General features: G+C 56.1%; 16 protein-coding genes and 2 tRNA genes. 12 read left to right on the top strand and 6 right to left on the bottom strand.

What is annotated here, in order from left to right:
- The first annotated feature begins 33 nt into the window (after positions 1–33).
- From efeO to phoH, 3 genes are all read left to right on the top strand, one after another.
- Complete coding sequence (gene efeO, locus AB3U87_RS01750) at positions 34–1,149, top strand: iron uptake system protein EfeO (RefSeq protein WP_370734244.1); 1,116 nt, start codon at positions 34–36, stop codon at positions 1,147–1,149.
- A 3-nt stretch (positions 1,150–1,152) separates the two neighbouring features.
- Positions 1,153–2,430, top strand: coding sequence for an iron uptake transporter deferrochelatase/peroxidase subunit (gene efeB / locus AB3U87_RS01745; protein WP_301729416.1), 1,278 nt, complete (start codon positions 1,153–1,155; stop codon positions 2,428–2,430).
- Positions 2,431–2,979: 549 nt separating this feature from the next.
- Entirely contained in the window at positions 2,980–3,768 is a 789-nt protein-coding gene (gene phoH / locus AB3U87_RS01740; protein ID WP_125290939.1) for a phosphate starvation-inducible protein PhoH, read from the top strand.
- Between the two features lie 141 nt (positions 3,769–3,909).
- Here phoH and AB3U87_RS01735 read toward each other — a convergent pair whose 3' ends face one another.
- Complete coding sequence (locus tag AB3U87_RS01735; protein ID WP_394148187.1) at positions 3,910–7,488, bottom strand: M12 family metallo-peptidase; 3,579 nt, start codon at positions 7,486–7,488, stop codon at positions 3,910–3,912.
- 1,087 nt (positions 7,489–8,575) lie between these two features.
- Between AB3U87_RS01735 and AB3U87_RS01730 the strand changes: the two genes are divergently transcribed.
- Positions 8,576–10,126, top strand: a complete 1,551-nt coding sequence (locus AB3U87_RS01730) for a methyl-accepting chemotaxis protein (protein WP_394148185.1) — start codon at positions 8,576–8,578, stop codon at positions 10,124–10,126.
- Positions 10,127–10,638: 512 nt separating this feature from the next.
- On the opposite strand, the gene AB3U87_RS01725 is transcribed toward AB3U87_RS01730, so the two are convergent.
- A tRNA-Ser gene (locus AB3U87_RS01725) sits at positions 10,639–10,726 on the bottom strand.
- 247 nt (positions 10,727–10,973) lie between these two features.
- Here AB3U87_RS01725 and phoA point away from each other — a divergent pair.
- Together phoA and AB3U87_RS01715 are read left to right on the top strand one after the other, a co-directional pair.
- Positions 10,974–12,377 (top strand): alkaline phosphatase, encoded by a 1,404-nt coding sequence (gene phoA, locus AB3U87_RS01720; RefSeq protein WP_301253566.1) that lies wholly within the window; start codon positions 10,974–10,976, stop codon positions 12,375–12,377.
- Between the two features lie 238 nt (positions 12,378–12,615).
- A complete protein-coding gene (locus AB3U87_RS01715; RefSeq protein WP_394148183.1) occupies positions 12,616–13,440 on the top strand; it encodes an ATP-grasp fold amidoligase family protein in 825 nt (274 codons plus the stop codon).
- A 232-nt stretch (positions 13,441–13,672) separates the two neighbouring features.
- On the opposite strand, the gene AB3U87_RS01710 is transcribed toward AB3U87_RS01715, so the two are convergent.
- Positions 13,673–13,760, bottom strand: a tRNA-Ser gene (locus tag AB3U87_RS01710).
- Between the two features lie 227 nt (positions 13,761–13,987).
- On the opposite strand from AB3U87_RS01710, the gene AB3U87_RS01705 reads away from it, so the two are divergent.
- The 4 genes from AB3U87_RS01705 to AB3U87_RS01690 all read left to right on the top strand — a co-directional run bounded on the left by AB3U87_RS01705 (position 13,988) and on the right by AB3U87_RS01690 (position 17,839).
- Positions 13,988–15,448 carry a peptide MFS transporter gene (locus tag AB3U87_RS01705; RefSeq protein ID WP_301252253.1) on the top strand — a complete coding sequence of 487 codons (1,461 nt, stop codon included), beginning with the start codon at positions 13,988–13,990 and terminating at the stop codon, positions 15,446–15,448.
- 86 nt (positions 15,449–15,534) lie between these two features.
- Complete coding sequence (gene ghrA / locus AB3U87_RS01700) at positions 15,535–16,476, top strand: glyoxylate/hydroxypyruvate reductase GhrA (protein ID WP_253460573.1); 942 nt, start codon at positions 15,535–15,537, stop codon at positions 16,474–16,476.
- Between the two features lie 37 nt (positions 16,477–16,513).
- Entirely contained in the window at positions 16,514–17,251 is a 738-nt protein-coding gene (locus tag AB3U87_RS01695; RefSeq protein WP_253460576.1) for a phosphatase, read from the top strand.
- A gap of 33 nt (positions 17,252–17,284) precedes the next feature.
- Entirely contained in the window at positions 17,285–17,839 is a 555-nt protein-coding gene (locus tag AB3U87_RS01690) for a TorD/DmsD family molecular chaperone (RefSeq protein WP_394148180.1), read from the top strand.
- A 208-nt stretch (positions 17,840–18,047) separates the two neighbouring features.
- Here the strand turns inward: AB3U87_RS01690 and AB3U87_RS01685 are convergent, their stop codons facing one another.
- Both AB3U87_RS01685 and AB3U87_RS01680 read right to left on the bottom strand, forming a co-directional pair.
- Positions 18,048–19,415: a CoA transferase gene (locus tag AB3U87_RS01685; RefSeq protein WP_394148179.1), complete on the bottom strand. Its 1,368-nt coding sequence runs from the start codon at positions 19,413–19,415 to the stop codon at positions 18,048–18,050.
- Positions 19,416–19,460: 45 nt separating this feature from the next.
- Positions 19,461–20,348: a DMT family transporter gene (locus AB3U87_RS01680; RefSeq protein ID WP_253460585.1), complete on the bottom strand. Its 888-nt coding sequence runs from the start codon at positions 20,346–20,348 to the stop codon at positions 19,461–19,463.
- 123 nt (positions 20,349–20,471) lie between these two features.
- Between AB3U87_RS01680 and AB3U87_RS01675 the strand changes: the two genes are divergently transcribed.
- Complete coding sequence (locus tag AB3U87_RS01675) at positions 20,472–21,182, top strand: glutamine amidotransferase (RefSeq protein ID WP_253460587.1); 711 nt, start codon at positions 20,472–20,474, stop codon at positions 21,180–21,182.
- Between the two features lie 153 nt (positions 21,183–21,335).
- The gene (gene exaC, locus AB3U87_RS01670; protein ID WP_394148176.1) at positions 21,336–22,856 is read left to right on the top strand and encodes an acetaldehyde dehydrogenase ExaC; all 1,521 of its coding nucleotides are present in this window, start codon (positions 21,336–21,338) and stop codon (positions 22,854–22,856) included.
- 68 nt (positions 22,857–22,924) lie between these two features.
- Here exaC and AB3U87_RS01665 read toward each other — a convergent pair whose 3' ends face one another.
- Positions 22,925–25,099, bottom strand: coding sequence for a putative bifunctional diguanylate cyclase/phosphodiesterase (locus AB3U87_RS01665; protein WP_370734236.1), 2,175 nt, complete (start codon positions 25,097–25,099; stop codon positions 22,925–22,927).
- Between the last annotated feature and the right edge of the window lie 382 nt (positions 25,100–25,481).

Below are 25,481 nucleotides of genomic sequence, written 5' to 3'. Positions count from 1 at the left end.
CGCTTTTCCGCTTTCTTATTTAAGGGATTTATCATGATTCGTGGTTTTTCAATGTTACCGCTGGCGGCGGCGTTACTGGCCAGCTTTTCTGCCGTGCAGGCTGCCGACGTGCCGCAGGTAAAAATTGTCGTTAACGACAAACAGTGCGAGCCGATGAGCGTTACCGTTAAAGCCGGTAAAACGCAGTTTGTGATCCAGAACCACAGCCAGAAAGGGCTGGAGTGGGAGATCCTGAAAGGGGTGATGGTAGTGGAGGAGCGCGAAAATATCGCGCCGGGCTTCACGCAAAAGCTGACGGCCAGTCTGCAACCGGGCGAGTATGAGATGACCTGCGGCCTGTTGAGCAATCCCAAAGGTAAGCTGATTGTGCAGGGCGCAGAGGATGCAGCAGGCGCGCAGCCAACGCTGATGCAGCTGACCGGCCCTGTTACCGACTACAAAGCTTACGTGATGCAGGAAGTCGCCGCGCTGGTTACCAGCACGCAAGCCTTTACCGGGGCGGTAAAAGCGGGCGATATCGATAAGGCGAAAGCCCTCTATGCGCCGACGCGCGCTCACTATGAGCGTATCGAACCGATAGCGGAACTGTTCTCCGATCTGGACGGCAGCATTGACGCTCGCGAAGATGATTATGAGCAGAAAGCCGCCGATCCTAAGTTCACCGGCTTCCATCGTCTGGAAAAAGCGCTGTGGGGCGACGGCTCGACCAAAGGTGTGGAAACCTATGCCGACAGGCTTTATGCAGACGTGCAGGCGCTGCAAAAGCGGGTCAGCGAACTGGCATTTCCACCGGGTAAAGTGGTCGGCGGCGCGGCCGGTCTGATTGAAGAAGTGGCTTCCAGCAAAATCTCCGGCGAAGAAGACCGCTACAGCCGCACCGATTTGTGGGATTTTCAGGCCAACGTTGATGGCGCGCAGAAGATCGTGAATTTGCTGCGTCCGATGCTGCAACAGGCCGATCCGGCGCTGCTGGCAAAAATCGACCGTAATTTCAGAAAGGTAGACGCTATCCTGAAGAAATACCGCAGCGGCGACGGCTTTGCCTCCTATGACAAGCTTACCGATGCCGATCGCACTGCGATGAAAGGCCCGATCACGGCGCTGGCGGAAGATCTCGCTCTGCTGCGCGGAACGCTGGGGCTGGATTGAGTTATGAAGCAAGCTGATGACGAGGCGGCTCAGCCTTCACGCCGCCGTCTGCTGAAGGGGATGGGCCTCCTTGGCGGCGCGCTGGCGTTAGCAGGAGGCTGTCCGGCGCATGGCGCGCCGGCGGCCTTTTCGCCCGGCGCGCTGTCGCCCAATGCCCGCCAGCAGAGACAGCCTTTTTACGGGCCGCACCAGGCGGGGATCGTCACGCCACAGCAGGCGTCGATGATGCTGGTGGCTTTTGACGTACTGGCAACGGACAAGGCCGATCTGGAGCGGTTATTTCGTTTGCTGACCGACCGTATCGCTTTTCTGACCAGGGGAGGAGAAGCGCCGCAAACGGTTAATCCGCGTCTGCCGCCGATGGATTCCGGCATTCTGGGCGGTCATATCTACCCGGATAATCTGACCATTACGGTATCGGTCGGCCGCGCCTTGTTTGACGATCGCTACGGATTGCAGGCGCAAAAGCCGCGCAGGCTGCAAACCATGACGCGCTTTCCCAATGATGCGCTGGATGCCGGGCTGTGCCACGGCGATCTGCTGCTGCAAATCTGCGCCAATACCAACGATACGGTGATCCACGCGCTGCGCGATATCATCAAGCATTCGCCGGATTTGCTGAGCGTGCGCTGGCGGCGGGAAGGCTTTATCTCCGATCATGCAGCGCGCAGTCAGGGCAGGGAGACGCCAGTCAATCTGTTGGGCTTTAAGGACGGCACGGCCAATCCCGATACGGCCGACGCGGCGATGATGGATAAAATCCTGTGGGTCACGGCGGATCAGGATGAACCTGCCTGGGCGATCGGCGGCAGCTATCAGGCCGCGCGCATCATTCAGTTCCACGTAGAGTTTTGGGACAGAACGCCACTGCGCGAGCAGGAAACGATCTTTGGCCGGGTGAAGCAGAGCGGCGCGCCGCTGGGAATGACGCACGAACATGATGTACCGGACTATGCCAGCGATCCCGATGGCCTCGTTACGCCGTTAGACGCGCATATTCGCCTGGCTAACCCGCGCACGTCACAAACGCAGGACAGCCTGATGCTCCGCCGTGGCTACAGCTACTCGCTGGGCGTATCCAATGCCGGTCAGCTGGAGATGGGCCTGTTATTTGTCTGCTATCAGCACGACCTGGAAAAGGGTTTTCTTACCGTACAAAAAAGACTCAACGGCGAGGCGCTGGAGGAATATATCAAACCCGTCGGCGGCGGATATTTCTTTGTGCTGCCTGGCGTCATTGACGAAAAACATTATCTCGGGCAGGCTTTACTTCAGGCCTGAGCCTTTCTTCAGCCTCCCGCCCGCGCCTCGTGCGGGAGGTTGTTTTTTAACCAGAGGCGTTCAGCCGGCTGTTAAACATTTCAGATTACCGCACTCAGCATAAAATAAATTGTTATCTCTTTGATCCTGTTAGGATCCTAATTAACCTGCCGCGTACGCGTTCGCTTATTTGGTACTTTTCGCTTGCCGCCAGGTAAAATTAATGTTGCATTATTCCAGGAATCTGTTGAAATTTAATTATCAGGCGTCAGTTGTTTCCAGTGTGCAACACGGAGATCGCGAATGGACAAGTCCTTTTACGGACATAAGCGTCAGACAAATAGCGTGACAGCTTCCCGGCGCGAGGGCTTTATCGCCCCAATGACTTCCTCTTCCCTTTGCCATTTCAGCCAGTTTATTAACACCCTCCGGTGCCCGGCATCGTCACTCCGCGTACCATTTCTACGGCCAGACAAGGCTTACAAGGAAGCCAGCAAAACCTCTAAAGCGTTCACGTAATCGCACTGCCGTTCCAGGTGCGGGAAATGAAACCAACTGTAAGGTGCCACTATGGGAAGACAGAAAGCAGTGATCAAAGCTCGTCGTGAAGCCAAGCGCGTGCTTCGTAGCGATTCACGCAGTCATCGTCAGCGTGAAGAAGAATCGGTCACCTCGCTGGTGCAGATGGGTGGGCTGGACGCAATCGGCATGGCGCGCGATACCCGCGACCATTCGCCCATTGAGGCCCGTAATGAAGCTCAGGCGCACTATCTTAAAGCCATAGAGAGTAAACAGCTGATTTTCGCTACCGGCGAAGCGGGCTGCGGAAAAACCTGGATTAGCGCCGCCAAAGCGGCCGAAGCCCTGATCAATAAGGATGTCGACAGGATCATCGTCACCAGGCCGGTACTACAGGCAGATGAAGATCTGGGCTTTTTACCCGGTAATATCGCAGAAAAGTTCGCTCCTTATTTCCGACCCGTCTATGACGTTCTGGTTAAACGTCTTGGTTCTTCCTTTATGCAGTACTGCCTGCGTCCCGAAATCGGCAAGGTGGAGATTGCGCCTTTCGCCTATATGCGCGGACGTACCTTTGAAAACGCCGTGGTGATCCTTGATGAGGCGCAAAACGTCACCGCCGCCCAGATGAAAATGTTTCTGACCCGCCTCGGGGAAAACGTCACCGTCATCGTCAATGGCGATATCACGCAGTGTGATTTGCCATCGCATGTTCAGTCCGGCCTTAGCGACGCGCTGGCCCGCTTTAAAGAGGACGAGATGATTGGGGTAGTGCGTTTTGGTAAACAAGACTGCGTGCGCTCGGAGCTGTGCCAGCATACGCTGATGGCCTACGGCTAAAATGGGTGCATGTAAATATCGTCTGAAGACAACGCAGTTAATTAACCGCTCATTTTGATAATAAAAAACCGGCCTCCTGCGAGGCCGGTTTTTCCCTTTTCAGAGGGATGTCCCGGGCGAAAAACGCCTGAGTATCATGCCTTATTCCACCTTATCCCAGGCTTGCTGCCAGTGCAGGCCCGTGCCCGGCGCATAGGCCCAGGCCGCGCCCGCACACCAGCCGGTGTAAGGTGCCGATTTACAGGCATAGATGCCGCCCGCTGCGCTTACCCGTTCGCCTGCTTTATAGGCTGTGCCTTCCACATAGGCCGGATAGACTGGCGGTGCTGGCGGTGCCGGCGGCGGCGTAACGGAAATAATTTCCAGAGCATGAGTGCTGATGGCTGAACGCGTTCCGTCCGCGCTGGCTGCTTCCAGGTCGACCTGGTAATGACCGCCTGCATAATTTTGCGCCGCGATTGTAAACTCGCGCGCCGTGCTCTGCGCCAGCGTTTTGCCGTTCTGCTTCAGGCTCCACTGCCAGTGGCTGGCGGTAAAGTTGCTCTGGCTCGTCAACGTGATGCTTTCACCTTGTTTAACGCTGGCCGCGCCCTGGATCTGCGCGTGCGGGGCGCTCACGGTTACGGTGACGGTTTTTCTGTCCACAACGCCGCCCGTACCGGTAGCCAGAAGCTCATAGGTCACTTTTCCTGAGGCATTACGAGGGAAAGCGGCCCTGACTATCTTCTGCTGGTGCACTTCTCTCACGATCGGGCCTGACGCCACTTCCTGCAGGCCGGAAGGGCCGTCGCTGGTTACCCGCCAGATAAAGCCTTTACCGGTGCTGCTGCTGCCGTCAAGCTGGTGAATAGTGGCGGTTGTGGAGCGGGACACGAGGCTGAAGTCTTCAGGCACCACGGCTACCGGCACAACGACAGGCTCGGGAGCGATAATCTCTAAAGCATGGGTGCTGGTTGCCGTACGCAGGCCGTCTGCACTGGTGGCTTCAAGCACCACCTGGTAGTGACCGGCGGCATGGTCATTTGTCGCCAGGACAAACTCACGCGCATTGCTCTGCGCCAGCGTTTTGTCGTGCTGCTTCAGGCTCCACTGCCAGTGCGTGGCGGTAAAGTTGTCCTGGCCTGTCAGCGTTACGCTGTCGCCATGCTTAACGCTGGCCGGGCCCTGGATCTGCGCGTGCGGGGCAGTAACGGTGACGGTCACGGTTTTTTTATCCACCGAGCCGTCTGAACCGGTTGCCGTCAGCTCGTAGGTGACGATGCCTGAGGTGTTGCGGGGAAAAGCGGCGCGGGCCACGGCACCCTGTACTTCTTTTACGATCGGCCCTGACGCCACTTCCTGCAAACCGGCAGCGCCGTCGCTGGTCACCCGCCAGACAAAACTTTTCCCGGTACTTCCGCTGCCGTCCAGTATATGGATGGTGGCGGTAGTAGAACGAGATACGAAGCTGAAGTCTTCAGGCACCACGGCTACCGGCACAGCAGCAGGCTGGGGAGCGATAATCTCTAAAGCATGGGTGCTGGTTGCCGTACGCAGGCCGTCTGCGCTGGTGGCTTCAAGCACCACCTGATAGTGACCGGCGGCATGGTTATTTGTCGCAAGGACAAACTCGCGCGCATTGCTTTCCGCCACGGTTTTTTCACCCTGCTTCAGGCTCCACTGCCAGTGCGTGGCGGTAAAGTTGTCCTGGCCTGTCAGCGTTACGCTGTCGCCCTGCTTAACGCTGGCCGGGCCCTGGATCTGCGCGTGCGGCGCAGCCACGGTGACGGTCACGGTTTTTTTATCCACCGAGCCGTCTGAACCGGTTGCCGTTAGCTCATAGGTGACGACGCCTGAGGTGTTGCGAGGAAAAGCGGCGCGGGCCACGGCACCCTGCACTTCTCTTACGATCGGGCCTGACGCCACTTCCTGCAGGCCGGCAGGGCCGTCGCTGGTTACCCGCCAGACAAAACTTTGACCTGTGCTCCTTCTGCCGTCCAGCTGGTGGATGGTGGCGGTGGTGGAACGGGAGATAAGACTGAAATCGTCAGGCACCACGGCAACCGGCTTCACAACTGGCGTGGTAGAGATGATCTCTAACGCATGAGTGCTTCTGCCCGTGTGCATACCGTCTGCGCTGGTGGCTTCCAGTTCGACCTGGTATTTACCGGGCGCATAGCTCCGGGTATTCAGAGTAAACTGGCGCGATGTACTTTGAGCAATCGTCTGGCTGCCGTTTAACAGGCGCCACTGCCAGCGGGTAGCGGTAAAGTTCACCTGGCCGTTCAGGGTAACGGTATCGCCCTGTTTAACGCTGGCCGGACCCTGAATTTGCGCACGTGGAGCGGTTACGGTAACGGTGACGGTTTTTTTATCCATCGTACCGTTGGGGCCACGCACCGTCAGTTCATAAACAGCCTGGCCGGAAGAGTTGGCAGGGAAGGCGGCTCTGACGTTCGCAATGTTGTGAGTTTCTCTGACAACAGGACCAGAAGGGACTTCCTGCAAACCCATAGGCCCGTCGCTTAACACTTTCCAGACGTGGCCGTAACCGTCACTGCGGCTGCCGTCCAGCTGGCGGATCAATGAGGTGTTGCTGCGCGAAAGGACATTGAAATTACCCGGTACGACGGCTCTCGGCGTTACGTTGCTGTAAAACCTTGAGACCATTTCACGCCGTTCATTCAGCCGACGAGCGCTGTCCTCATACTCTATGGTTCCGGCAGGCGTATTGCGGAAGAGAACGCGCGGGTTTGAAAACATATTAATCTGGCTACAGTTAGGGGAACAGGCGTAGGACATAATAGTACGCCACCTGTCCATCCCTGTGCCCAGACGCCGGTAGCCATGTTGATAGCAAGGGGAGCCATAAGGGTTACCGCCATTCTGCGCTCTGTCGTGTTGCAGCCCGATATTGTGACCCATTTCATGGGCAAAAGTGTTGGCCTGGGTGAAAGCGAGGTAATTGACCACGGAATGTGCGTTTTCTCTGGATGCGTTGACCCATGCTGTGCCGTTGACATCTCTACGAACCGCTAACATAACCACCAGATCGGCACTATGCTGTTCTCTGAAGGCGAGGATTTCGTTGCGCAATACGCCACCCATATCCCTCAGCATTAGACCCTGGGTATTTTTCTCGTTGTAATCAGGATTCAGTACGCCAGCGTTAACAAAAGTGATACGTACATTACTGTTTAAGGCGCCCTGATTCACTTTTTCGAAAGCAAGTTTGGCCAGCGCATCAAAATCTAATGAAGAGAAGGCCGCGCGGGACTGATTGGTGGTCACCAGTCCCACCCGGATAACTACCTGTTGTGAAGGAGCCGGGTCTACATAATTTCCCGGTGCCGGACAGGTAACGCGGGTTTCCGGGGCGCTGAAGACCTCATCGTGCTTGTCTTTTTCAGCAAATTTATTTGCATCCACTTTAATAATAACCAGTGAATTTTTTTCCTGAGCCAGCGGCAGGATCTGAAAGGTTTCACCTTTGAACGTTAGCGAACCATAGATTTTGCCCTGTTTGATAATCAGGATCGCCGTGTTTTCCGGATCGGGATTGCCGTTGGATAACCGGTTGGTAATAGGGGCGGCAATTTCACCTGTCCAGGTGAGGCTGCCGTCTTCGTCTTTCTTTTCAGACCAGCGTTGAAAAGTGACATGCCCGCCATCCGGCAGCGTCAGGCTGACGCTGTCAATATCCTGCGGGGGGATATTGTCCGTACTCTTAAGCAGCGCCATTTTTTCCGTAATGGGGGAGGCGGATAAATTACGTAAATAACGGTTGTGCGATACAATCGATTTTTCGTTGGTGTTATGTAAGACAGCAAGCTTAAGCACTGCTGCATGCGAGGCGCTGCCGCACATAAATAATATAAGAGTGATGCACCTGACAAGGTGCGATAAAATTCGCTTCATGTTTTCCTGCTATTAGTCAAAGGGGTTATTATTGGCTTTATATACGGATGGTCTTATTTATTAGTCGGTTAGAACCTTTATAAGGTGGTCGTTATTTATTGTCAGCTGAAAATTACCATGATAGTACGTCAGAATATTTCCGGGTTATCTTATGGTCAGCGGAATTTAAATTTAAACTATTAAGATGACTGTTTTATAGTGTTACAGGTGGCGTATTTCTTCAAGGTTAAAAATTGACATGCGGATGGCAGAATTTGCCGGGTAAAAATCGAGTTAATATTTTGTATCAGGTCTGCTGTTTTTAAAATAAAGATACCGGGCGGAAAACTCCGCCGCGACTTTTATTATATAGCCTGTTGGATTTGGCTTATCGCCAACTGTAAAATTTTATTAACGTACAGGCAGGCTGCTGCTTTGCTGATGACGGCATCGGGTTTTATCCCTGGAAGCAGCTGATCGCAGGCAGCACCACGCTGGCGGAGTGGTGCTGCCTGCGATCGACTGCATGACCATGGTTAAGCGACAGTCTTACTGAAGGGTAAAAGCTAAGGTCGGGATACAGCCTTATCAGCCGGGTCCTTTTTGTTTTATATCCTTATGGTTGATGCTTTTTTCAAAATTCCTGCAAATACCTTAGCGTGGCTCAAGCTTTTCACCTTGCACCGGAAACGGTTTTTTTATGAATTAAATCGCTATCATCATAATTAAAAAGGATTTTTTACTTTCTTTTTTTCTGTTTTTAACGGCCTTCTTGTTTTTTAACTATTTTATTAATCACTTATATGAATGTCTGCGTGTTCAACAGCAAAAAATAAGCAGATTTACTAAAGCTTACGAAAGGCAGGCCGATAAAGCACGGGTATAACAGAAACGATGTTTGCACCTTTAATCTTCTGAGAGCGTGGAAAAGATGTTTAAAAACTTTTCGGTCAGTACGAAATTTATAGCGGCTTTTGGCGTCGTGGCGGCCTTATTACTGCTGCTGTGCGGCACTTTTTACGTTAACTTTTCGCGCATTGTAAACTCCAATAACTGGAACGTGCATACCTGGCGTGTCATCGATGAAAGCCGATCGCTGACCCAAAGCCTGGTGAATATGGAAACCGGGCTGCGCGGCTATGCAGTAAACGGTAAAGAAGAGATGCTGGCGCCGTGGCAGGAAGGTCAGAAAGCCTTTTCTCAGCACGTGCAGAAGGCGCGCTCTTTGACGTCGGATAATGAAAGGCAACAGGATAGGCTGAGCAAACTGGCCGCGCAGGAACAGGCGTGGGAAGCCTCTTTTGTTACGCCGCTGATGAAAAATCGCCAGGCGCTGAACACCGGCGCGCTCTCTTATGAAACGTTTCTGGCGGCTTTTAATGCCAACACGGGCAAAGCGCAGATGGACGGAATGCGGAAGATCATCGATGAACTTGCTGCCGAAGAGAAGGGTTTACTGGCGGAAAGGCAGCTCACCGTTGATGCCACCGAAGCGCAAACCAAGCTGACCCTGATCGTTGGCGCGCTTGCCGGGCTGGCTATCGCCTCTCTGCTGGGCTATCTGCTGTCGCGTGCGATTACCGTCCCTCTGCGCCAGGCTGTTAAAGCGGCGCGCTCTATCGCGGATGGCGATTTAACCTCGGTACTGATCCCGCAGTCAAAAGATGAAACCGGCGTGCTGATTGCTACTTTTGCAGAGATGCAGGAGCAGCTAAGAAAAGTCGTTTCGGAGATCCAGAACGCCGCCGCTTCTATCGATAGCGCCGCAAAAGAGGTTTCTCTGGGCAATACCGATCTGTCCAGCCGAACTGAACAGCAGGCCGCGTCGCTTGAAGAAACGTCAGCCAGTATGGAACAGCTGACCGCCACGGTGCGCCAGAACTCTTCTAACGCACAACATGCCAGCAGCCTTGCTTCTGACGCGTCACGCGTGGCGGAGCATGGTGGCGCAGTGGTAGGAAAAGTCGTGTCCACCATGTCCGCTATTCATGACAGCTCGAACAGCGTGGCCGAAATCATCAGCACGATAGAAAGCATCGCGTTCCAGACGAACATTCTGGCGCTTAATGCCGCGGTGGAAGCTGCTCGCGCTGGTGAACAGGGCCGGGGCTTTGCCGTCGTGGCTTCGGAAGTCAGGGCGCTGGCCCAGCGAAGCGCGGTAGCCGCTAAAGAAATTAAAACGCTGATCGAAACATCAAGCCTGCGTATTACAGAAGGTAGCCAGCTGGTGGCCAATGCCGGAAAAACTATGGATGACATCGTTGCTTCCATCGGCAATGTTTCCGGCATTATGTCGGAGATTTTTTCAGCGTCGGGCGAGCAGGTCAACGGTATTGAGCACGTAAGCATTGCGGTCAGCCAGATGGACGAAGTGACCCAGCAGAACGCCGCGCTGGTGCAGGAAGCCGCCGCTGCGGCCGCTTCGCTGGAAGATCAGGCTGCGCAGCTGACTCGTGCTATTGCCGTATTTAAAGTTGCCTGATGCCATATGGCCAGGCGGTAAAAAAGAGATTGGCCATAAAAAAAGCCTGAACGTGAGTTCAGGCTGAGGTTGCTGACAAACTCATCTTCTGTCATCAAATCGCGTTCGGGCCGGTGAAAAGCAGCAGAGGCAGATCGGAACACGGACACGCCGTAGATACGTCCATGTAGGCTCGTTTCGCGCGTCCATGCGCGAAAACGGTCCGCTTATCCGTTCAGCCTCTGCTACTGCGAAGCTGCCGTTTCGCTGCAAAAAAATCCAGTTCACACGGTCCTTCTTCTTTTGTCATCGGTCTGAGCCTGAGCGTGAGTTCAGGCTCTTTCTTTGAATATGGCGGTGAGGAAGGGATTGACTCGCTTTGCTCGCCCTGCGGGCAGTTCGGCCGCGGGACGTCCGAACTGTCCAACCGGCTGAAGCCGGTTGTCGAACCCGGTCAAGGGTTCTCACCCTTCCTCGTGGGGAACATGCATAAAAAAAAGCCTGAACGTGAGTTCAGGCTTTTTCTTTGAATATGGCGGTGAGGAAGGGATTCGAACCCTTGATACGTTGCCGTATACACACTTTCCAGGCGTGCTCCTTCAGCCACTCGGACACCTCACCATATTGTAAACTTCATCCCCCTCTCGGGCGACGGGGCGCTACTATAGGGAGTCCGGGCCGAACGGTCAAGGGAATTTTCTCTTTTTATTCTGGCAGGTTAAGCGGTAAGCAGGCCGCGCTCGCTGTCGATTGAGAAACGAACAGGTGTAGTCATCAAGTTGCCATGCGGCCGACACAAAAGCGTCACGATTGTGTCGCAAACTAAACGCCTGAAATTTTTAGAAACGTTTTCTCATGGAGCCGTCTGATGAAAAAAAGCCTGTTTACGCTTTCCTTTACCGCCACGCTGTTATCCATCACGCTTTGCGCCCAGGCCGCCGATTATCAGCGTGCCGCACAGGGAGATATTACACAGCCCGGCGGGGCTCGCCGTTTAAGCGAGGATCAGACCGAAGCGCTGAAAGCTTCACTGAGCAGTAAAACAGCTAAAAACGTTATCCTGCTGATCGGTGACGGTATGGGCGACTCCGAGATTACCGCCGCGCGTAACTATGCTGAAGGCGCAGGTGGCTTTTTCAAAGGCATCGATGCGCTGCCGCTGACCGGTCAGTATACGCATTACTCGCTGGACAAAAAAACGCATAAGCCCGATTACGTTACGGATTCCGCCGCTTCGGCAACGGCGTGGAGCACCGGCGTAAAATCTTATAACGGGGCGATCGGCGTGGATGTGAACGGTAAAGATCATCAGACGATTATGGAAAGGGCAAAGGCAGCAGGTAAAGCGACCGGCAACGTCTCTACCGCAGAGCTGGAAGACGCTACGCCCGCCGCGCAGATGGCGCATGTGACCTCCCGTAAATGCTATGGCCCGGAGAAAACCAGCGAGCTGTGCGCAGGCAACGCGCTGGAAAAGGGCGGCAAAGGATCTATTGCCGAACAATTGTTGAACGCCCGTGTTGACGTCACTTTCGGCGGCGGCGGCAAAACCTTTGCCGAAAGCGCTAAGGCAGGCGAGTGGCAGGGCAAGACGCTGAGCGAGCAGGCGAAGCTGCGCGGCTACCAGCTGATTGATAACCTTGACGGCATGAACGCTATTACCGAAGCCACGCAGGATAAACCCGTGCTGGGCCTGTTCGCGGATGGCAATATGCCGGTGCGCTGGAAAGGGCCGAAAGCGACCCTGCACGGTAATCTGGAAGGCAACCCCATCAGCTGCGAGGTAAACAGCGATCGTCCTGCTTCCACGCCAACGCTGGCGCAGATGACCGATAAGGCTATCCAGCTGCTGAGCAAAAATCAGAACGGTTTCTTCTTACAGGTGGAAGGCGCGTCGATCGATAAGCAGGATCATGCAGCAAACCCCTGCGGCCAGATTGGCGAAACGGTAGATTTGGATGAGGCAGTACAGAAAGCGCTGGAGTTTGCCCGTAAAGACGGCAACACGCTGGTTATTGTCACGGCGGACCATGCGCATTCCAGCCAGATTATCCCTAATGACAGTAAGGCTCCCGGCCTGACGCAAAAGCTGGCAACTAAAGAGGGCGGCCTGATGACTATCAGCTACGGTAACTCGGAAGAGGACTCGCAGGAGCATACCGGCACGCAGCTGCGCATCGCCGCTTATGGGCCACACGCCGCTAACGTGGTCGGGCTGACCGATCAGACCGATCTGTTTTATACAATGAAGGCCGCGATGGAAATTAAGTAGTCTTTATAAAAACTGATTGATTATATAAAAGCACTGTTGCTGAAAGGTAACGGTGCTTTTTTATTTGCCTTGTTTACTTAGGGTTTATTTCTTCCTGGCGTAATAATGACCAGGCTGGCTCCATTATTCCTGTATCAGGACAGGTTGTTAATAAGGGGCCGGGGAAGTGTATTTATTTAAGAAGATTGAGCATCAGGGTAAAATTTTTCGTCACTTGTTACAGAAAGAAGGAAAATATTTGCTAACGACCTACCGCAAAAGACACTGTGGAGCAGATGTTTTCCGCAATCCTGAGTCGTTGAATGAAAAAATTATCCACCGTATGCTCTACACCAGCAACGATCTTTATACCCAACTGGCTGATAAATACCTGGCCCGTGACTACGTTGCAAAGAAAATCGGCGAAAACTATTTGATCCCATTGCTGGGCGTGTGGCGGCGCACGGCGGATATTGACTATGCTGCATTACCCGATAAATTTGTACTCAAATGCAACCATGATAGCGGCAGCTGCCAGATGGTGTTTGCCAAAGATGCGGCAGCAATAGCGCGCTATAATAAAAAGCTCGATTTTTTTCTTAATCGTAACTTTTACTATGTCTCGCTGGAATGGCAATACAAAAACATCCCACCCTTTATCCTGGCCGAGCAGTATATAGATATTTTTGCGAACGCCAATCCGGATATTACGCCGGAACTTTACCGCGTTCACTGCTTTCATCAAAAAGCGAAATTTACAGAGGCGGATTTTACGGATGCCGCCGGAAATAAGCTCACCAATATTTATGATGAAGGCTGGCGCCTGCAGCCTTTTACTATGGGGCAGAGCAATAATCCGCGCGACATTCCCCGGCCCGCTGGCTATGCCAGGCTGCTTGAACTGGCGGAAACGCTCGCAGAGGGTATTGATTACTGCCGGGTGGATTTCTTTATGCATAAAGAAAATATCTGGTTTAGTGAAATGACCTTTACGCCAGAGAGAGGCAAGATAAAGTTTTCGCCAAGAATATGGGATTACCGGCTTGGCGAGCTGTGGCAACTGCCGTCAGACATCAATAAATAAGTTGGGCATAAAAAAAAGCCTGCAGGTGAGTTCAGGCTCTTTCTTTAAATATGGCGGTGAGGAAGGGATTGACTCGCTTTGCTCGCCCTGCGGGCAGTTCGGCCGCGGGACGTCCGAACTGTCCAACCGGCTGAAGCCGGTTGTCGAACCCGGTCAAGGGTTCTCACCCTTCCTCGTGGGGAACATGCATAAAAAAAAGCCTGAACGTGAGTTCAGGCTTTTTCTTTGAATATGGCGGTGAGGAAGGGATTCGAACCCTTGATACGTTGCCGTATACACACTTTCCAGGCGTGCTCCTTCAGCCACTCGGACACCTCACCATATTGTTACGCAAGCTTGCTGCGTGGCCGGTAATGTAGGGAAAAGTCGTGCGCGGGTCAACACCCTTTCTGCACTTTTCCGCTCGTTTACTCATTTTTGCAGCAGGCTGCTGCTAAATTCGGCAAAAGGACCGTTTACTAAAGTAAAACGCAACGGTATCAGCGCAATTGGCCGAACAATGTGCATAATGATTCGCTTTACCAGGCTAAAAAATCACGAGGCCACAGTGACTATCCAGACTAAAAACGGTGGAGCGACAGGGCAGGAAGGTACGCGCGCGCTTTTCTTTATCCAGATTTTCGCCACCCTTGGCTTTGCCGTGCTCTATTCCACCCTGGTGCTTTATGCCACCAAACGACTCGGCTTCAGCGAGGCGCAGGCCAACGCCATGATGGGCGTGTTCGGCGCTTTCAACTACGGGCTGCATCTGTTTGGCGGCTACCTCGGCGGACGCTACCTCAGCAACCGTAACCTGTTTGTGCTGGGTATGGTGTTGCAGGTCATTGGTTGTTGGATCCTCTCCGGGCAAAGCGCGGACGGGCTGTACTGGGGGCTGGCGATGTTCCTCACCGGCAGCGGCCTGAACGTAACCTGTATCAATATGATGCTGACCCAGCGTTTTACGCCGGAAGACAGCCGTCGCGAAAGCGCCTTCCTGTGGAACTATGCCGGGATGAACCTGGGCTTCTTTATCGGCTTCACTGGCGCGGGCTATTTCCAGCTACAGGAGCATTACCAGGCGCTGTTCCTGTTCGCCACGCTGGGCAACGCCGTCGCCATCGTTATTTCTCTGCTGCGCTGGAAAACGCTGGCGGATATCGATACGCCGCTGCTGCACGTCAACAAATCGCAGCTGCGGCTGCGGATGCTGGCGGGCCTGCTGATCCTGGTGGTGCTGGTGCCGATTATCCGCCTGATGCTGACCCATGCTGATTTTACCGGCACTTTTGTACTGATCCTCGGCGCGGTTGTTTTCCTGTTGCTTGCCGCCACCACGCTGCGACATCGCCCACGGGAAGAACAGCGCCGAATGGCCGCCTACTTGATCCTGGCATTGGGCGCGCTGGTGTTCTGGACGCTTTACCAGCTGGCGCCGATGGGGCTGATGCTGTTTACCGAACACAATATTATGCTGAACGTTTGGGGCATCCGGGTTGCGCCGCAGTGGGTGCAAAACATCAATACGCTGGTGATTGTTTTCGGCGGGCCGCTGTTGGCAATGGGCTTTCGTAACATGCGCGAGCGTGGCTGGCGCATCGATATTCCTTTGCAGTTCGCTTCTTCGCTGTTCTGTATCGGGCTGGGGATGCTGGTCTTGCCCGTGGGTATTATGCTGGCCGGCGGCGACGGCATGGTGGCGTTCAAATGGATCGCGATCAGCTACATTCTGCAAAGCCTGGCCGAGCTGCTGATTTCGCCGGTTGGCTACGCGATGATCGGCAGGTTGGCGCCGCTACGTTATCAGGGCGTGATGATGGGCTGCTGGATGATGGTAACAGGCGTCGCGTCGGTGCTGGCCGGTCACGTTTCCGGCATGATGCCGGAGAACAGCGGCAGTTCGCCTGCGCTAACCAACCCTGGCTACAGCCATATCTTTATGCTGCTGGGCTGCGGCAGCGTCGCCACAGGTCTGATCCTGCTGCTGTTGATGCCGCTGCTGCGCAGGCTTATCCAGACGACACGCTAGCCAGGGGGGCCATAACGGCCCCCTTATTTTTTGCTTGCCACGGGCTGCATTTTCCCTGAGCCTGAAGGAAAAACAGGAGAAGCCGCGTGGATATCATTTTTTATCATCCTTCCTTTAATGCAAAAAAATGGCAGGCCGGATTAGAGCAGCGTTTGCCGCAGGCCCGCGTGCGTGAATGGACGCCGGGCGATCGGGCTCCTGCGGATTACGCGCTGGTGCGCCAGCCGCCGGTAGCGATGCTGCAGGGCCGTACGGATTTAAAAGGCGTTTTTGCGCTGGGCGCGGGCGTTGATGATATTCTCAACCAGCTGCGCGAACATCCGCAGATGCTGGCGGCTGGCGTGCCGCTGTTTCGTCTGGAGGATACCGGCATGGGTCGCCAGATGCAGGAATATGCGGTCTGGCACGTGCTGGGCTGGTTCCGCCGCTTTAACGACTATCAGCAGCAGAAAAGCCAGGCGCTGTGGCAGCCGCTGCGCAACCCTGGCCGGGACGCCTTTACCATCGGCATTCTGGGCGCGGGCGTGTTGGGGCGCAGCGTGGCGGAAAGCCTGCGCTACTGGGGTTTTCCGGTGCGCTGCTGGAGCCGCACGCCGAAAACGCTGCCGGGCGTCACCAGTTTCCACGGCGAAGCGCAGCTGAGCGAGTTTCTTTCCGGCACCCGCGTGCTGATTAACCTGTTGCCGAACACGCCGCAAACCGTCGGCATTCTGAACCGTGGTTTACTGAGTCAGCTTCAGCCGGAGGCTTATCTGATTAATCTGGCGCGCGGCGCGCATCTGGTGGAAGAAGATCTGCTGGCGGCGCTGGCGGCGGGCGAAATCAAGGCGGCGGCGCTGGACGTTTTTGCGCAGGAGCCGCTGGCGCAGGATCATCCTTTCTGGACGCATCCGGCTATCGCCATCACGCCGCATAATGCGGCTGTCACCTTGCCGGAGGAAGCTATGGACTACATTGCTGACGCCATCCGCCAGCGTGAAGCGGGTGATATGCCCGCCGGTCAGGTCGATCTGGCGCGAGGCTACTAACTCGTCCGGGCCGAGTGCCCGTCAACAAGGAGAAATTATGTACCCTGTCGATCTTCATATGCACACCGTTGCCAGCACCCATGCCTATAGCACGCTGCGTGACTACGTCCAGCAGGCGCAAACCTGCGGCGTCAAACTGCTGGCGATCACCGATCACGGCCCCGATATGGCCGATGCGCCGCACCACTGGCATTTTATCAATATGCGAGTCTGGCCGCGCGTGGTGGACGGCATTGGCATCCTGCGCGGTATTGAAGCCAATATTAAAAACCTGGCGGGCGATATCGACTGCACCGGGCCGATGATGGAGGCCATGGATATCGTGGTGGCAGGCTTTCACGAGCCGGTTTTCGCACCGCGCGACAAGGCGACCAATACCGAAGCGATGATCGCCGCCATGGCCAGCGGCAACGTGCATATCATCAGCCATCCGGGCAACCCGAAGTACCCTGTTGATATTCCTGCTATTGCCGAGGCCGCCGCAAAATATGAGGTGGCGCTGGAGCTGAACAACTCCTCTTTTACCCACTCGCGCAAGGGTAGCGAGCCTAACTGTCGTGCTATTGCAGCCGCAGTACGCGATGCCGGCGGCTGGATCGCCTGCGGCTCGGATTCCCATACTGCCTTTACGCTGGGCAATTTTGAGCATTGTCTGCGGATCATGAAGGAAGTGGATTTTCCCGAAGAACGCGTATTAAATGTCACGCCGCGCCGCCTGCTGGATTTTTTACAGCGCAGAACCGGCACGACCATTACAGAATTTGCTGACCTGTGACGTTGTCACGCTTAACGCTATGGACCCATCCCGATGAATGAATTTTCGATTATCTGCCGCATCCTTGGCTCGCTCTATAACCGCCAGCCGCAGGATCCGCTGCTGGTGCCGCTGTTTACGCTGTTGCGCGAGGGCAAGCTGCAGCAGCAGTGGCCGCTGGAGCAGGGCGAGTTGCTGACGCGTTTGCAGCAGAACAGCGATCCGCAGGCGCTGGCCGCTGACTATAACGCGCTGTTTGTCGGCAGCGACTGCAAGGTGTCGCCGGAGGGTTCAAAGTGGGAAAACGGCCCGCAGGAGAGCGAAGTGCGGGCGTTTTTGCAGAGCCGTGGCATGCCGCTTGGCGAAGGCCCGGCCGATCGGTTTGGCTCGCTGCTGCTGGCCGCTTCCTGGCTGGAGGATCAGTCGCAGGAGGATGAGGTACAGGCGCAAATTACGCTGTTCGACGACTATCTGCTGCCGTGGTGCGGTCAGTTCCTGGGCAAGGTGGAAGCCTGGGCCGATACGCCGTTTTACCGTACGCTGGCCGCGCTAAGTCGCGAAGCGATTCAGGCGATGCGCGACGAGCTGGCGGAAGAAGACGAAGCGTAAAGCTGCGGACAATCCGGCTGGCCTGGTTTCTGCCGGTAGTCACTGAGTAAAGCCAGTACCGCGCCCGGCGATACTGGCTTTACTTTATCAGTTAACAGGTGCGCAAAGCGGGCCGATCGTCTTGCTGTACTTTGTCACTTAACAGGTGCGCGAAACGGCCCGGTCATCTGGCTTTACTTTATCAGTTAACAGGCGCGTAGCCAGCGGGTTAATCCCGCCACGCTGCGCGCGCAGAACCCAACGGCGAGGCGGAAGCAGACCAAACCAGCGGCGTGCCGGGCAGCTCCACCGGCGGTTTAAGGCGCAGGCCGATCCCCCAGGCGTTTATCTCCGTTTCGACATTGTTATCATGCGGTTGTGCGCTAACCAGCCCTTTGGGGCGCATCGCCTCGGGATAAGGATTATCGGTCAGCAGGCAGGCAGTGCGGGCCAGCGACAGCCTGGCGCTGAAGCCCGTGCCGTTTTGCAGCCTGAGCCGCATGCCTTCCAGCGCGGCGGCGGCCATCAGATAGCCGGTAGCATGGTCGAGCGCCTGTACCGGCAGCGGCACCGGTTTCTCGCTGTGCTGCCACTGACTGCCGGTTTCCGCTATGCCGCAGCCCATCTGCACCAGGCTGTCAAAACCGCGCCGGTTGCGCCACGGCCCCGTCCAGCCCCAGGCGTTCAGGCTGACGTCGATCAGGCCAGGAGAAAGCTTTTGTCGTGCCTCCGTATCATACCCCAGCGCGCTCAGCGCATCGGCACGATAGCCGTGGATCAGAATATCCGCCTGGCCCAGCAGCTGTGCAAAAATCTGCCTGCCTGCCGCCGACTTTAAATCGAGGCGCGCGCAGCGTTTGCCCAGCGTGACTTCCTCCTCCAGCGTCGGCTCCTGCCAGCCCGGCGGATCGAGCCGCAGCACGTCCGCGCCCAGCCCGGCCAGAAAGCGCGTGGCGACCGGCCCGGCGATAATTCGGGTCAGATCCAGCACCCTGACGCCTTGCAGCGGCCGCAGCCCTGGCAGCGCCCAGCCCGGCGCGGCGGCCTGCGGCTGTACGCTTTGCACTATCAGCGGCTCGTGCCGTACGCTTTGCCCCTGTGAGTGCTGCCGCCAGGCTTCCACGCTGCGCATCTCTGCCGCACAGCCGCCCGCGTCAATCACCGCCTGTTCAAGCGCGGTTTTGTCCCAGCGGCTGACGGCCTGCGCCAAATCGGCGCGGCTGGCGTGCGTGCCCAGCACGTTTTCCATCGCCGCCCGGTGATGCGGCGCGTTGGTGTGCAGGCGGATCCAGCCGTTTGCGGCGGCGTAGTCTCCGGCAAAGGCATCCCACAGCGAGGGCGCAGAGCGGTTTACGGGCTGAAAGCTGTGTTGAAACCAGCGGGACGCCAGGCGCATATCGACGCGCTGACGGGCGGGATTGCCGGTCAGGGCTGCGGCCGCCTGCATCGCCAGCGCCATGCTGGTGGCCGCCAGCTCGGTGACCGGAAAGGCGGAAGGGAGACGCTGCTCGCCGATAAAATGGACATCGGGCGCGTCGTCATTGCGTAATGCCTGCCAGAGCTGTTGCCAGCATTGTGCGGTTAACCGGGTCGTCATTGCTTCCTCCTTTAATTTAACCATAGCAATGAAGATCGGCGGTCGCTAGCGCAGCCGCTTCAGCTTTGGCAGGCGGGCGTGCATCCTCAGGTTGCGCAGGTTGATCACCGCAATCGCCGTGCCGGCCACCACCAGCAGCGAGCCGAAAACCTTAAAGATATTCATGCTGTCGCCCAGCACCAGCACGCCCATAATCACCGACAGCACCGGCGTCAGCAGCGAATAGGGCATAATCAGATTGACGTTATAGGTGCGCAGCAGGCCATACCACAGCGAATAGGCGACGATGGAAGAGCAGATTGCGCTGTACAAAATCGCGAACCAGCCTCGCCATGAAGCGTTAACCAGGCTGGTCAGCTGGCCGCTTTCCATAAAGAAGGATGAGAGGCCCACGATGGGGATCGCCAGAAAAGAGAGCCAGCCGGTCATGGTAAGCGGCTTGATCGACGGGGATTTCTTCACGATAAGGTTGCTGACGGCCCAGCCCACCGCGCTGCAAAGCAGCAGGCACAGCACCCACCATGTTGGAATGGTCGGGCTGCCCGCCAGTACCACCACGCCGCTCAGCGAAATGGCGATGCCCAACATCTGTACCAGCGACAGTTTTTCCTGCAAAAAAATCATCGCCAGGATCATCGCGAAAGGCGTACCCAGCTGCACCACGATGGCGCCTGTGCCCGCGTCGGTATATTTCAGGCCGAGAAACAGCAGCGAGAAGTGCATAAAGCCAAAGGTAAAGGCCAGCGGCACCAGATAGCGCAGCTGTTCACGCGTAACGCGGGTAAAAGGCACCAGGATCAGCGCCACCACTACAAAGCGCATCAGCGTCAGAAACAGCGGCGGCACCTCGCCAAGCCCCCATTTTACCGCAACGTTATTGAAAGCCCAGGTGGTGACCACCAGCAAAATCAGGAAAAAATGACGTACAGCCACAACGCAATCCTTTAGTGTGTTTAATCATTAGCCTATGATGGCACGAATCGCCATGATGTTAAGCGTGAAGGCCCTTTTTTCTTGTAAGATTCCGAATCAGCCGCATAAGGAGATTGCCAGACAATGAACGCGCTTCCTTTCGCTATTATCCAGTTTGAAACGCCGCCTGCGGGCGTCATGGCGCAGGTGGGCGAGCAGCAGCACTGGTTTATCGCCGCTGCGGGTTTACAGCCGGATGCCTGGCTGATCGTGCGTCCCGATCTGGGCGAAGCGCTGCCCGATCCCGCTTTGCTGTCGGGGGCCATTCTCTCCGGCTCCTGGGCGATGGTCACCGATCATGCGGAGTGGAGCGAGCGTACGGCCGCCTGGATACGCAGCGCTATGGATCATCAGCTGCCGCTGCTGGGCGTCTGCTATGGTCATCAGCTTATGGCTTATGCGCTGGGCGGCAAGGTGGGCGATAATCCGCGTGGCTGGGAAGGGGGAGTGCAGCAGATCACCCGTCACGAAGAGGGCGCTGAAGATGTATTGCTGGGCGCGCTGCCGGGGCAGTTTTCCGCGTGGCTTTCCCATCGTCAGTCGGTGCTGCGACCGCCGACCGGTGCGCGGGTGCTGGCCTCTTCCGTGATGGATCCGTGTCAGATCGTTCGCTACAGCCCACAGGCGCTCTCGGTGCAGTTCCATCCCGAGTTTACGTCGGCGATTATGGCGGCCTGTCAGCAAAACAGCTCAAGGCCCGAAGCCGCTGGCGAAGCGCTCCCCGAACCCAGCTGGCCGCTGCGGCTTTTGCAGAATTTTTGTCAGCAGCCGCGCGCGATAGCGCGCCTCGCCTGACGCAACGGGGCGGCTCTGCCGTCCTCTTTCCTCGCTTTAGCGCTTTCCTTTCGGCGCGGTCACACTTTCCGCCTGGCCCGGCTGTCAATTTCTCCTGTTCTGTTAATGTTAATTTAAAGTTGTTTAATTGTTAATTATCGCGGAGAGACGATCATGCGCTACGCATATCCGGGCAGTCAGGATTCCTTAATCGTGCTGAAATCGCACTACGGCAATTTTATCAACGGCGAGTTTGTTGCGCCGGTAAACGGTAATTACTTTACCAATACGTCACCGGTTAATGGCTCGACGATCGGTGAGTTCCCTCGTTCAGATAAGGCGGATGTTGAAAACGCCATCGATGCGGCGCACGCGGCGGCAGAAGCCTGGGGCAAAACTTCCGTCCAGTCGCGTTCGCTGACGCTGCTGAAAATCGCCGATCGGCTGGAAGAGAAGCTGGAATATCTGGCCGTCAACGAAAGCTGGGACAATGGCAAACCGGTACGCGAGACGCTGGCGGCGGATCTGCCGCTGGCGGTCGATCATTTTCGCTATTTCGCGGGCTGCCTGCGCGCGCAGGAAGGCACGGCGGCGGAAATCGACGAGTTTACCGCCGCCTACCATTTTCACGAACCGCTGGGCGTAGTCGGCCAGATTATCCCGTGGAACTTTCCACTGCTGATGGCGGCCTGGAAGCTGGCACCGGCGCTCGGCGCGGGCAACTGTGTGGTGCTGAAACCGGCGGAGCAGACGCCGCTGTCAATCACGCTGTTTGTCGAGCTGATCGCCGACCTGCTGCCGAAAGGCGTGCTGAACGTAGTGCATGGCTTTGGTCGTGAAGCGGGTGAGGCGCTGGCGGGCAATCCGCGCATCGCCAAAATTGCCTTTACCGGCTCTACCGCTACCGGCGGCCATATCCTGGAGCTGGCGGCGAAAAACCTTATTCCTTCAACGGTTGAGCTGGGCGGCAAGTCACCGAACATCTTCTTTGAGGACATCATGCAGGCCGAGCCTTCTTTTATAGAGAAAGCGGCGGAAGGCGTGGTGCTGGGCTTTCTGAATCAGGGCGAGGTATGCACCTGTCCTTCGCGCGCGCTGGTGCAGGAATCCATTTATGCACCCTTTATGGAAGCGGTATTAAAAAGAATTAAAACCATCAGGCGCGGCGATCCTATGGATACCGACACCATGATCGGCGCGCAGGCTTCGCAGCAGCAATTTGATAAAATTCTCTCTTATCTGGACATTGCGCGGCAGGAAGGCGCAGAGGTGCTGACCGGCGGCGGCGTGGAGAAGCTGGACGACGATCTGGCCGGCGGCTATTACATTCAGCCAACGCTGCTCAAGGGCAACAACAGTATGCGCGTGTTCCAGGAGGAGATCTTCGGGCCTGTTGTAGGCATCACGACCTTTAAAGATGAGGCGGAAGCCATCGCCATTGCCAACGACTCGATCTATGGGCTGGGCGCGGGCGTCTGGACGCGCGATATCAACCGCGCTTATCGGGTCGGCAGGGCGATTAAGGCAGGGCGCGTCTGGACCAACTGCTATCATCTGTATCCGGCACACGCGGCGTTTGGCGGCTACAAAAAGTCCGGCATCGGGCGGGAAACGCATAAAATGATGCTCGATCACTATCAGCAAACCAAAAACCTGCTGGTCAGCTACAGCACCGAACCGCTGGGTTTCTTTTAACATCCTGCGCCGCGCGTCATTAATGAACGGGCGCGGCGTCAATAAGAAGGTGACGTTGTCACGCTGCGTTAGCTGGCTTTATCGGGAGCCAGCAGCGCAGCAATTTCCTGTTCCGATACGGCCTGCGAAAAAAGGTAGCCCTGTAGCTCATTACAACCTGCCTCCGCCAGCGCCGCCATCTGGCTGTTGGTTTCCACGCCTTCTGCGGTTACGGTCAGCCCCATTGCCTGGCCCAGTCTTACCACCGATTCGATGATGGCGGTTGAGTTCTCCGTCACGCCCAGCGACTGGGTAAAGGAGCGGTCGATTTTGATTTTATCCACCGAGAAATGACTCAGGTAATTCAGACTGGAGTAGCCCGTGCCGAAATCATCCAGCGCGATACGGAAACCCGCTTCACGCAGCGCGCGCATAATCTCCTGCGCGCCTTTCTCATCTTCAATCAGCACGCCTTCGGTAATTTCCAGCTCAATACGGGAAGGCAGCGTTTTTTCCTGCTGGACGATGGCTTTAAACCGCTCCACAAAGCCCGCTGAACGAAACTGTAAAGGGGAGACATTAATAGCCATGGAGATATCGGGCCACGCCAGCGACACGCGGCAGGCTTCACGCAGCACCCATTCGCCAATCTGGATAATCAGGCCCATTTCCTCCGCCAGCGGAATAAATTCGCCGGGCGAAATCACGCCGCGCTGCGGATGATGCCAGCGCATCAGCGCTTCCAGACCCACGACTTGCTGCCCGGAAATATCCATCAGCGGCTGATAGTAAACGGCCAGATCGCGCTTGTTTTGCAGCGCGGCGCGTAAATCAGCCGCAATCAGCTGGCGCGTTTTGACCTGTTCATCCATCGAGTTATCAAACACGCGATACTGACCGCGCCCCTGGCTTTTGGCCTCGTACAGCGCGATATCCGCTTTACGCATCATTTCCAGCCGATCGCTCGCATCCTGAGGCGCCATCGCCACGCCAATACTGACGCCTATCCAGGTTTCACTGCCCAGCAGCGTAAAAGGCCGCGCCAGCGAGGCAATGATCCGCTCGCACAGCTTCTGAATATCGCTGAACGCGGTGATCCCTTCCACGATAACCACAAATTCGTCGCCGCCAAGCCGGCCTACGGTATCGGCTTCTCTGACCTCCTGACTAAGGCGATGCCCCACGTCGATAATCAGCTCGTCTCCCGCATGGTGCCCATAGGTGTCATTAACCTGTTTAAAACGGTCGAGATCCAGCAGCAGCAGCGCGACATGTTCAGGACTGCGGTTCAGCTTGCCCAGCGCCTGCGTCAGCCGTTCCTCAACCAGCGCGCGATTAGGCAGGCCGGTCAGCACGTCGTGGAAAGCCAGATGCTGCGCCTGCGCCTCGCTGGCGCTCAGCTGAAGCAGCGACTGTGAGAGCTTGAGCGAGGACAGCCACAGGCGGCGGATCATCACTCCGCAGATCAGCGTGATAATCAGCACCATTGCCAGCCCGACCGGGCCGATAACCTGAAACATTTGCGTGCCGGGCGCGGCCGGGCGCCAGCTGATATAGCCCAGCGCGTCGCCGAGGTGATTTTTTAATAAATAGTTAGCGCCCGTTTTCATCGGCTTGCCGTCGGCGTAGTGCAGATCGTGCAGCAGGCTGCGTTGAGAGAGGGAATTGAGATAGCTGGCGTCCAGATATTTTACGCTCACCAGCCGAAAACGCCCGCTGCCGCCGTAGCCGTCGTCAATAATGCTGATGGCGAGCGCAGCGGGCCGTTTATCGATCAGGGTAAAGTCGATCGCTTCGGCGTGTCCGCCGCTGGCAAAAGGGGTTTTAAGCCGGGCCGATAGCTCATTGATCGGCTGACGCAGATGTTCGAACTGCGCCACAGGGACGTTTTTATCCCACTCCCAGCGATACACCGGCCGATCTTCCTCATCAAGAATATAGATAAGCTGGTGGCCGAACATGGTCGACAGCCAGGTGCCGACGTTCTGGTTCAGCCAGGGCGTATCCTGTAGCGCGCGATCCAGACGACGGCCAAGCGGCTGCCACAGCGCCAGGCTGCGATTCTGTTTGATCATTTCCGTCAGGCTTTGCGTCAGCGAAGTCTCGATAATCTGCTGCTGCTGGTGAGCGGCGTCGCGATTGGTTTTCGCGGTGGCCCACCAGACCGTAAACGTTGCCGCAGTAAAAATAATTAATAACACCAGCACCAAAGGTATAAGCACTTCGCGGATAAAATGGCTGCGAAAACTCTCTGATATTTTCATGTTTTTTATCAACCCACTCTCAGGACGGCAACACTCCCTCTACTTTGAGGCTAGCATAAATCCCGGCCGCGGTTGGCTGAGGTGGCAGAGGCGGAATTATGCGTCAGAAAATTGAATGTGATCTCTGTCACGTTAGTCGTGGCAGCCTGCCTCTCTGTGGCAGAAACAGCGGAAAAAGAGGCGGCCGACCGCGCTTTTTATGCGCCCCATCACGGTTGCGCCAGGCCAGCTCCTGGCAGGGATAAAACCGTTATTTTGATAAAATCAAAGTAAAAACAGCAGGTTGAAAATTTCCGCATGGCGGGCAAACACCCTCGGGAACGGCAGGGAAAAGCACGGATACGGCGCTTAAACTAAAAGAGTAGTGATTTTTATTATCGCT

It is taken from the genome of Erwinia plantamica (assembly GCF_043420595.1).
Taxonomy (GTDB): domain Bacteria; phylum Pseudomonadota; class Gammaproteobacteria; order Enterobacterales; family Enterobacteriaceae; genus Erwinia; species Erwinia aeris.
This window is presented reverse-complemented; position numbering and strand designations above follow the sequence as displayed.

Excerpts from the sequence above, each read along its gene's own strand:
- efeO (WP_370734244.1), top strand. The coding sequence starts at position 34 with ATGATTCGTGGTTTTTCAATGTTACCGCTGGCGGCGGCGTTACTGGCC.
- efeB (WP_301729416.1), top strand. The coding sequence starts at position 1,153 with ATGAAGCAAGCTGATGACGAGGCGGCTCAGCCTTCACGCCGCCGTCTG.
- phoH (WP_125290939.1), top strand. The coding sequence starts at position 2,980 with ATGGGAAGACAGAAAGCAGTGATCAAAGCTCGTCGTGAAGCCAAGCGC.
- AB3U87_RS01735 (WP_394148187.1), bottom strand. The coding sequence starts at position 7,488 with ATGGCGCTGCTTAAGAGTACGGACAATATCCCCCCGCAGGATATTGAC.
- AB3U87_RS01730 (WP_394148185.1), top strand. The coding sequence starts at position 8,576 with ATGTTTAAAAACTTTTCGGTCAGTACGAAATTTATAGCGGCTTTTGGC.
- phoA (WP_301253566.1), top strand. The coding sequence starts at position 10,974 with ATGAAAAAAAGCCTGTTTACGCTTTCCTTTACCGCCACGCTGTTATCC.
- AB3U87_RS01695 (WP_253460576.1), top strand. The coding sequence starts at position 16,514 with ATGTACCCTGTCGATCTTCATATGCACACCGTTGCCAGCACCCATGCC.
- AB3U87_RS01690 (WP_394148180.1), top strand. The coding sequence starts at position 17,285 with ATGAATGAATTTTCGATTATCTGCCGCATCCTTGGCTCGCTCTATAAC.
- AB3U87_RS01685 (WP_394148179.1), bottom strand. The coding sequence starts at position 19,415 with ATGACGACCCGGTTAACCGCACAATGCTGGCAACAGCTCTGGCAGGCA.
- AB3U87_RS01675 (WP_253460587.1), top strand. The coding sequence starts at position 20,472 with ATGAACGCGCTTCCTTTCGCTATTATCCAGTTTGAAACGCCGCCTGCG.
- exaC (WP_394148176.1), top strand. The coding sequence starts at position 21,336 with ATGCGCTACGCATATCCGGGCAGTCAGGATTCCTTAATCGTGCTGAAA.
- AB3U87_RS01665 (WP_370734236.1), bottom strand. The coding sequence starts at position 25,099 with ATGAAAATATCAGAGAGTTTTCGCAGCCATTTTATCCGCGAAGTGCTT.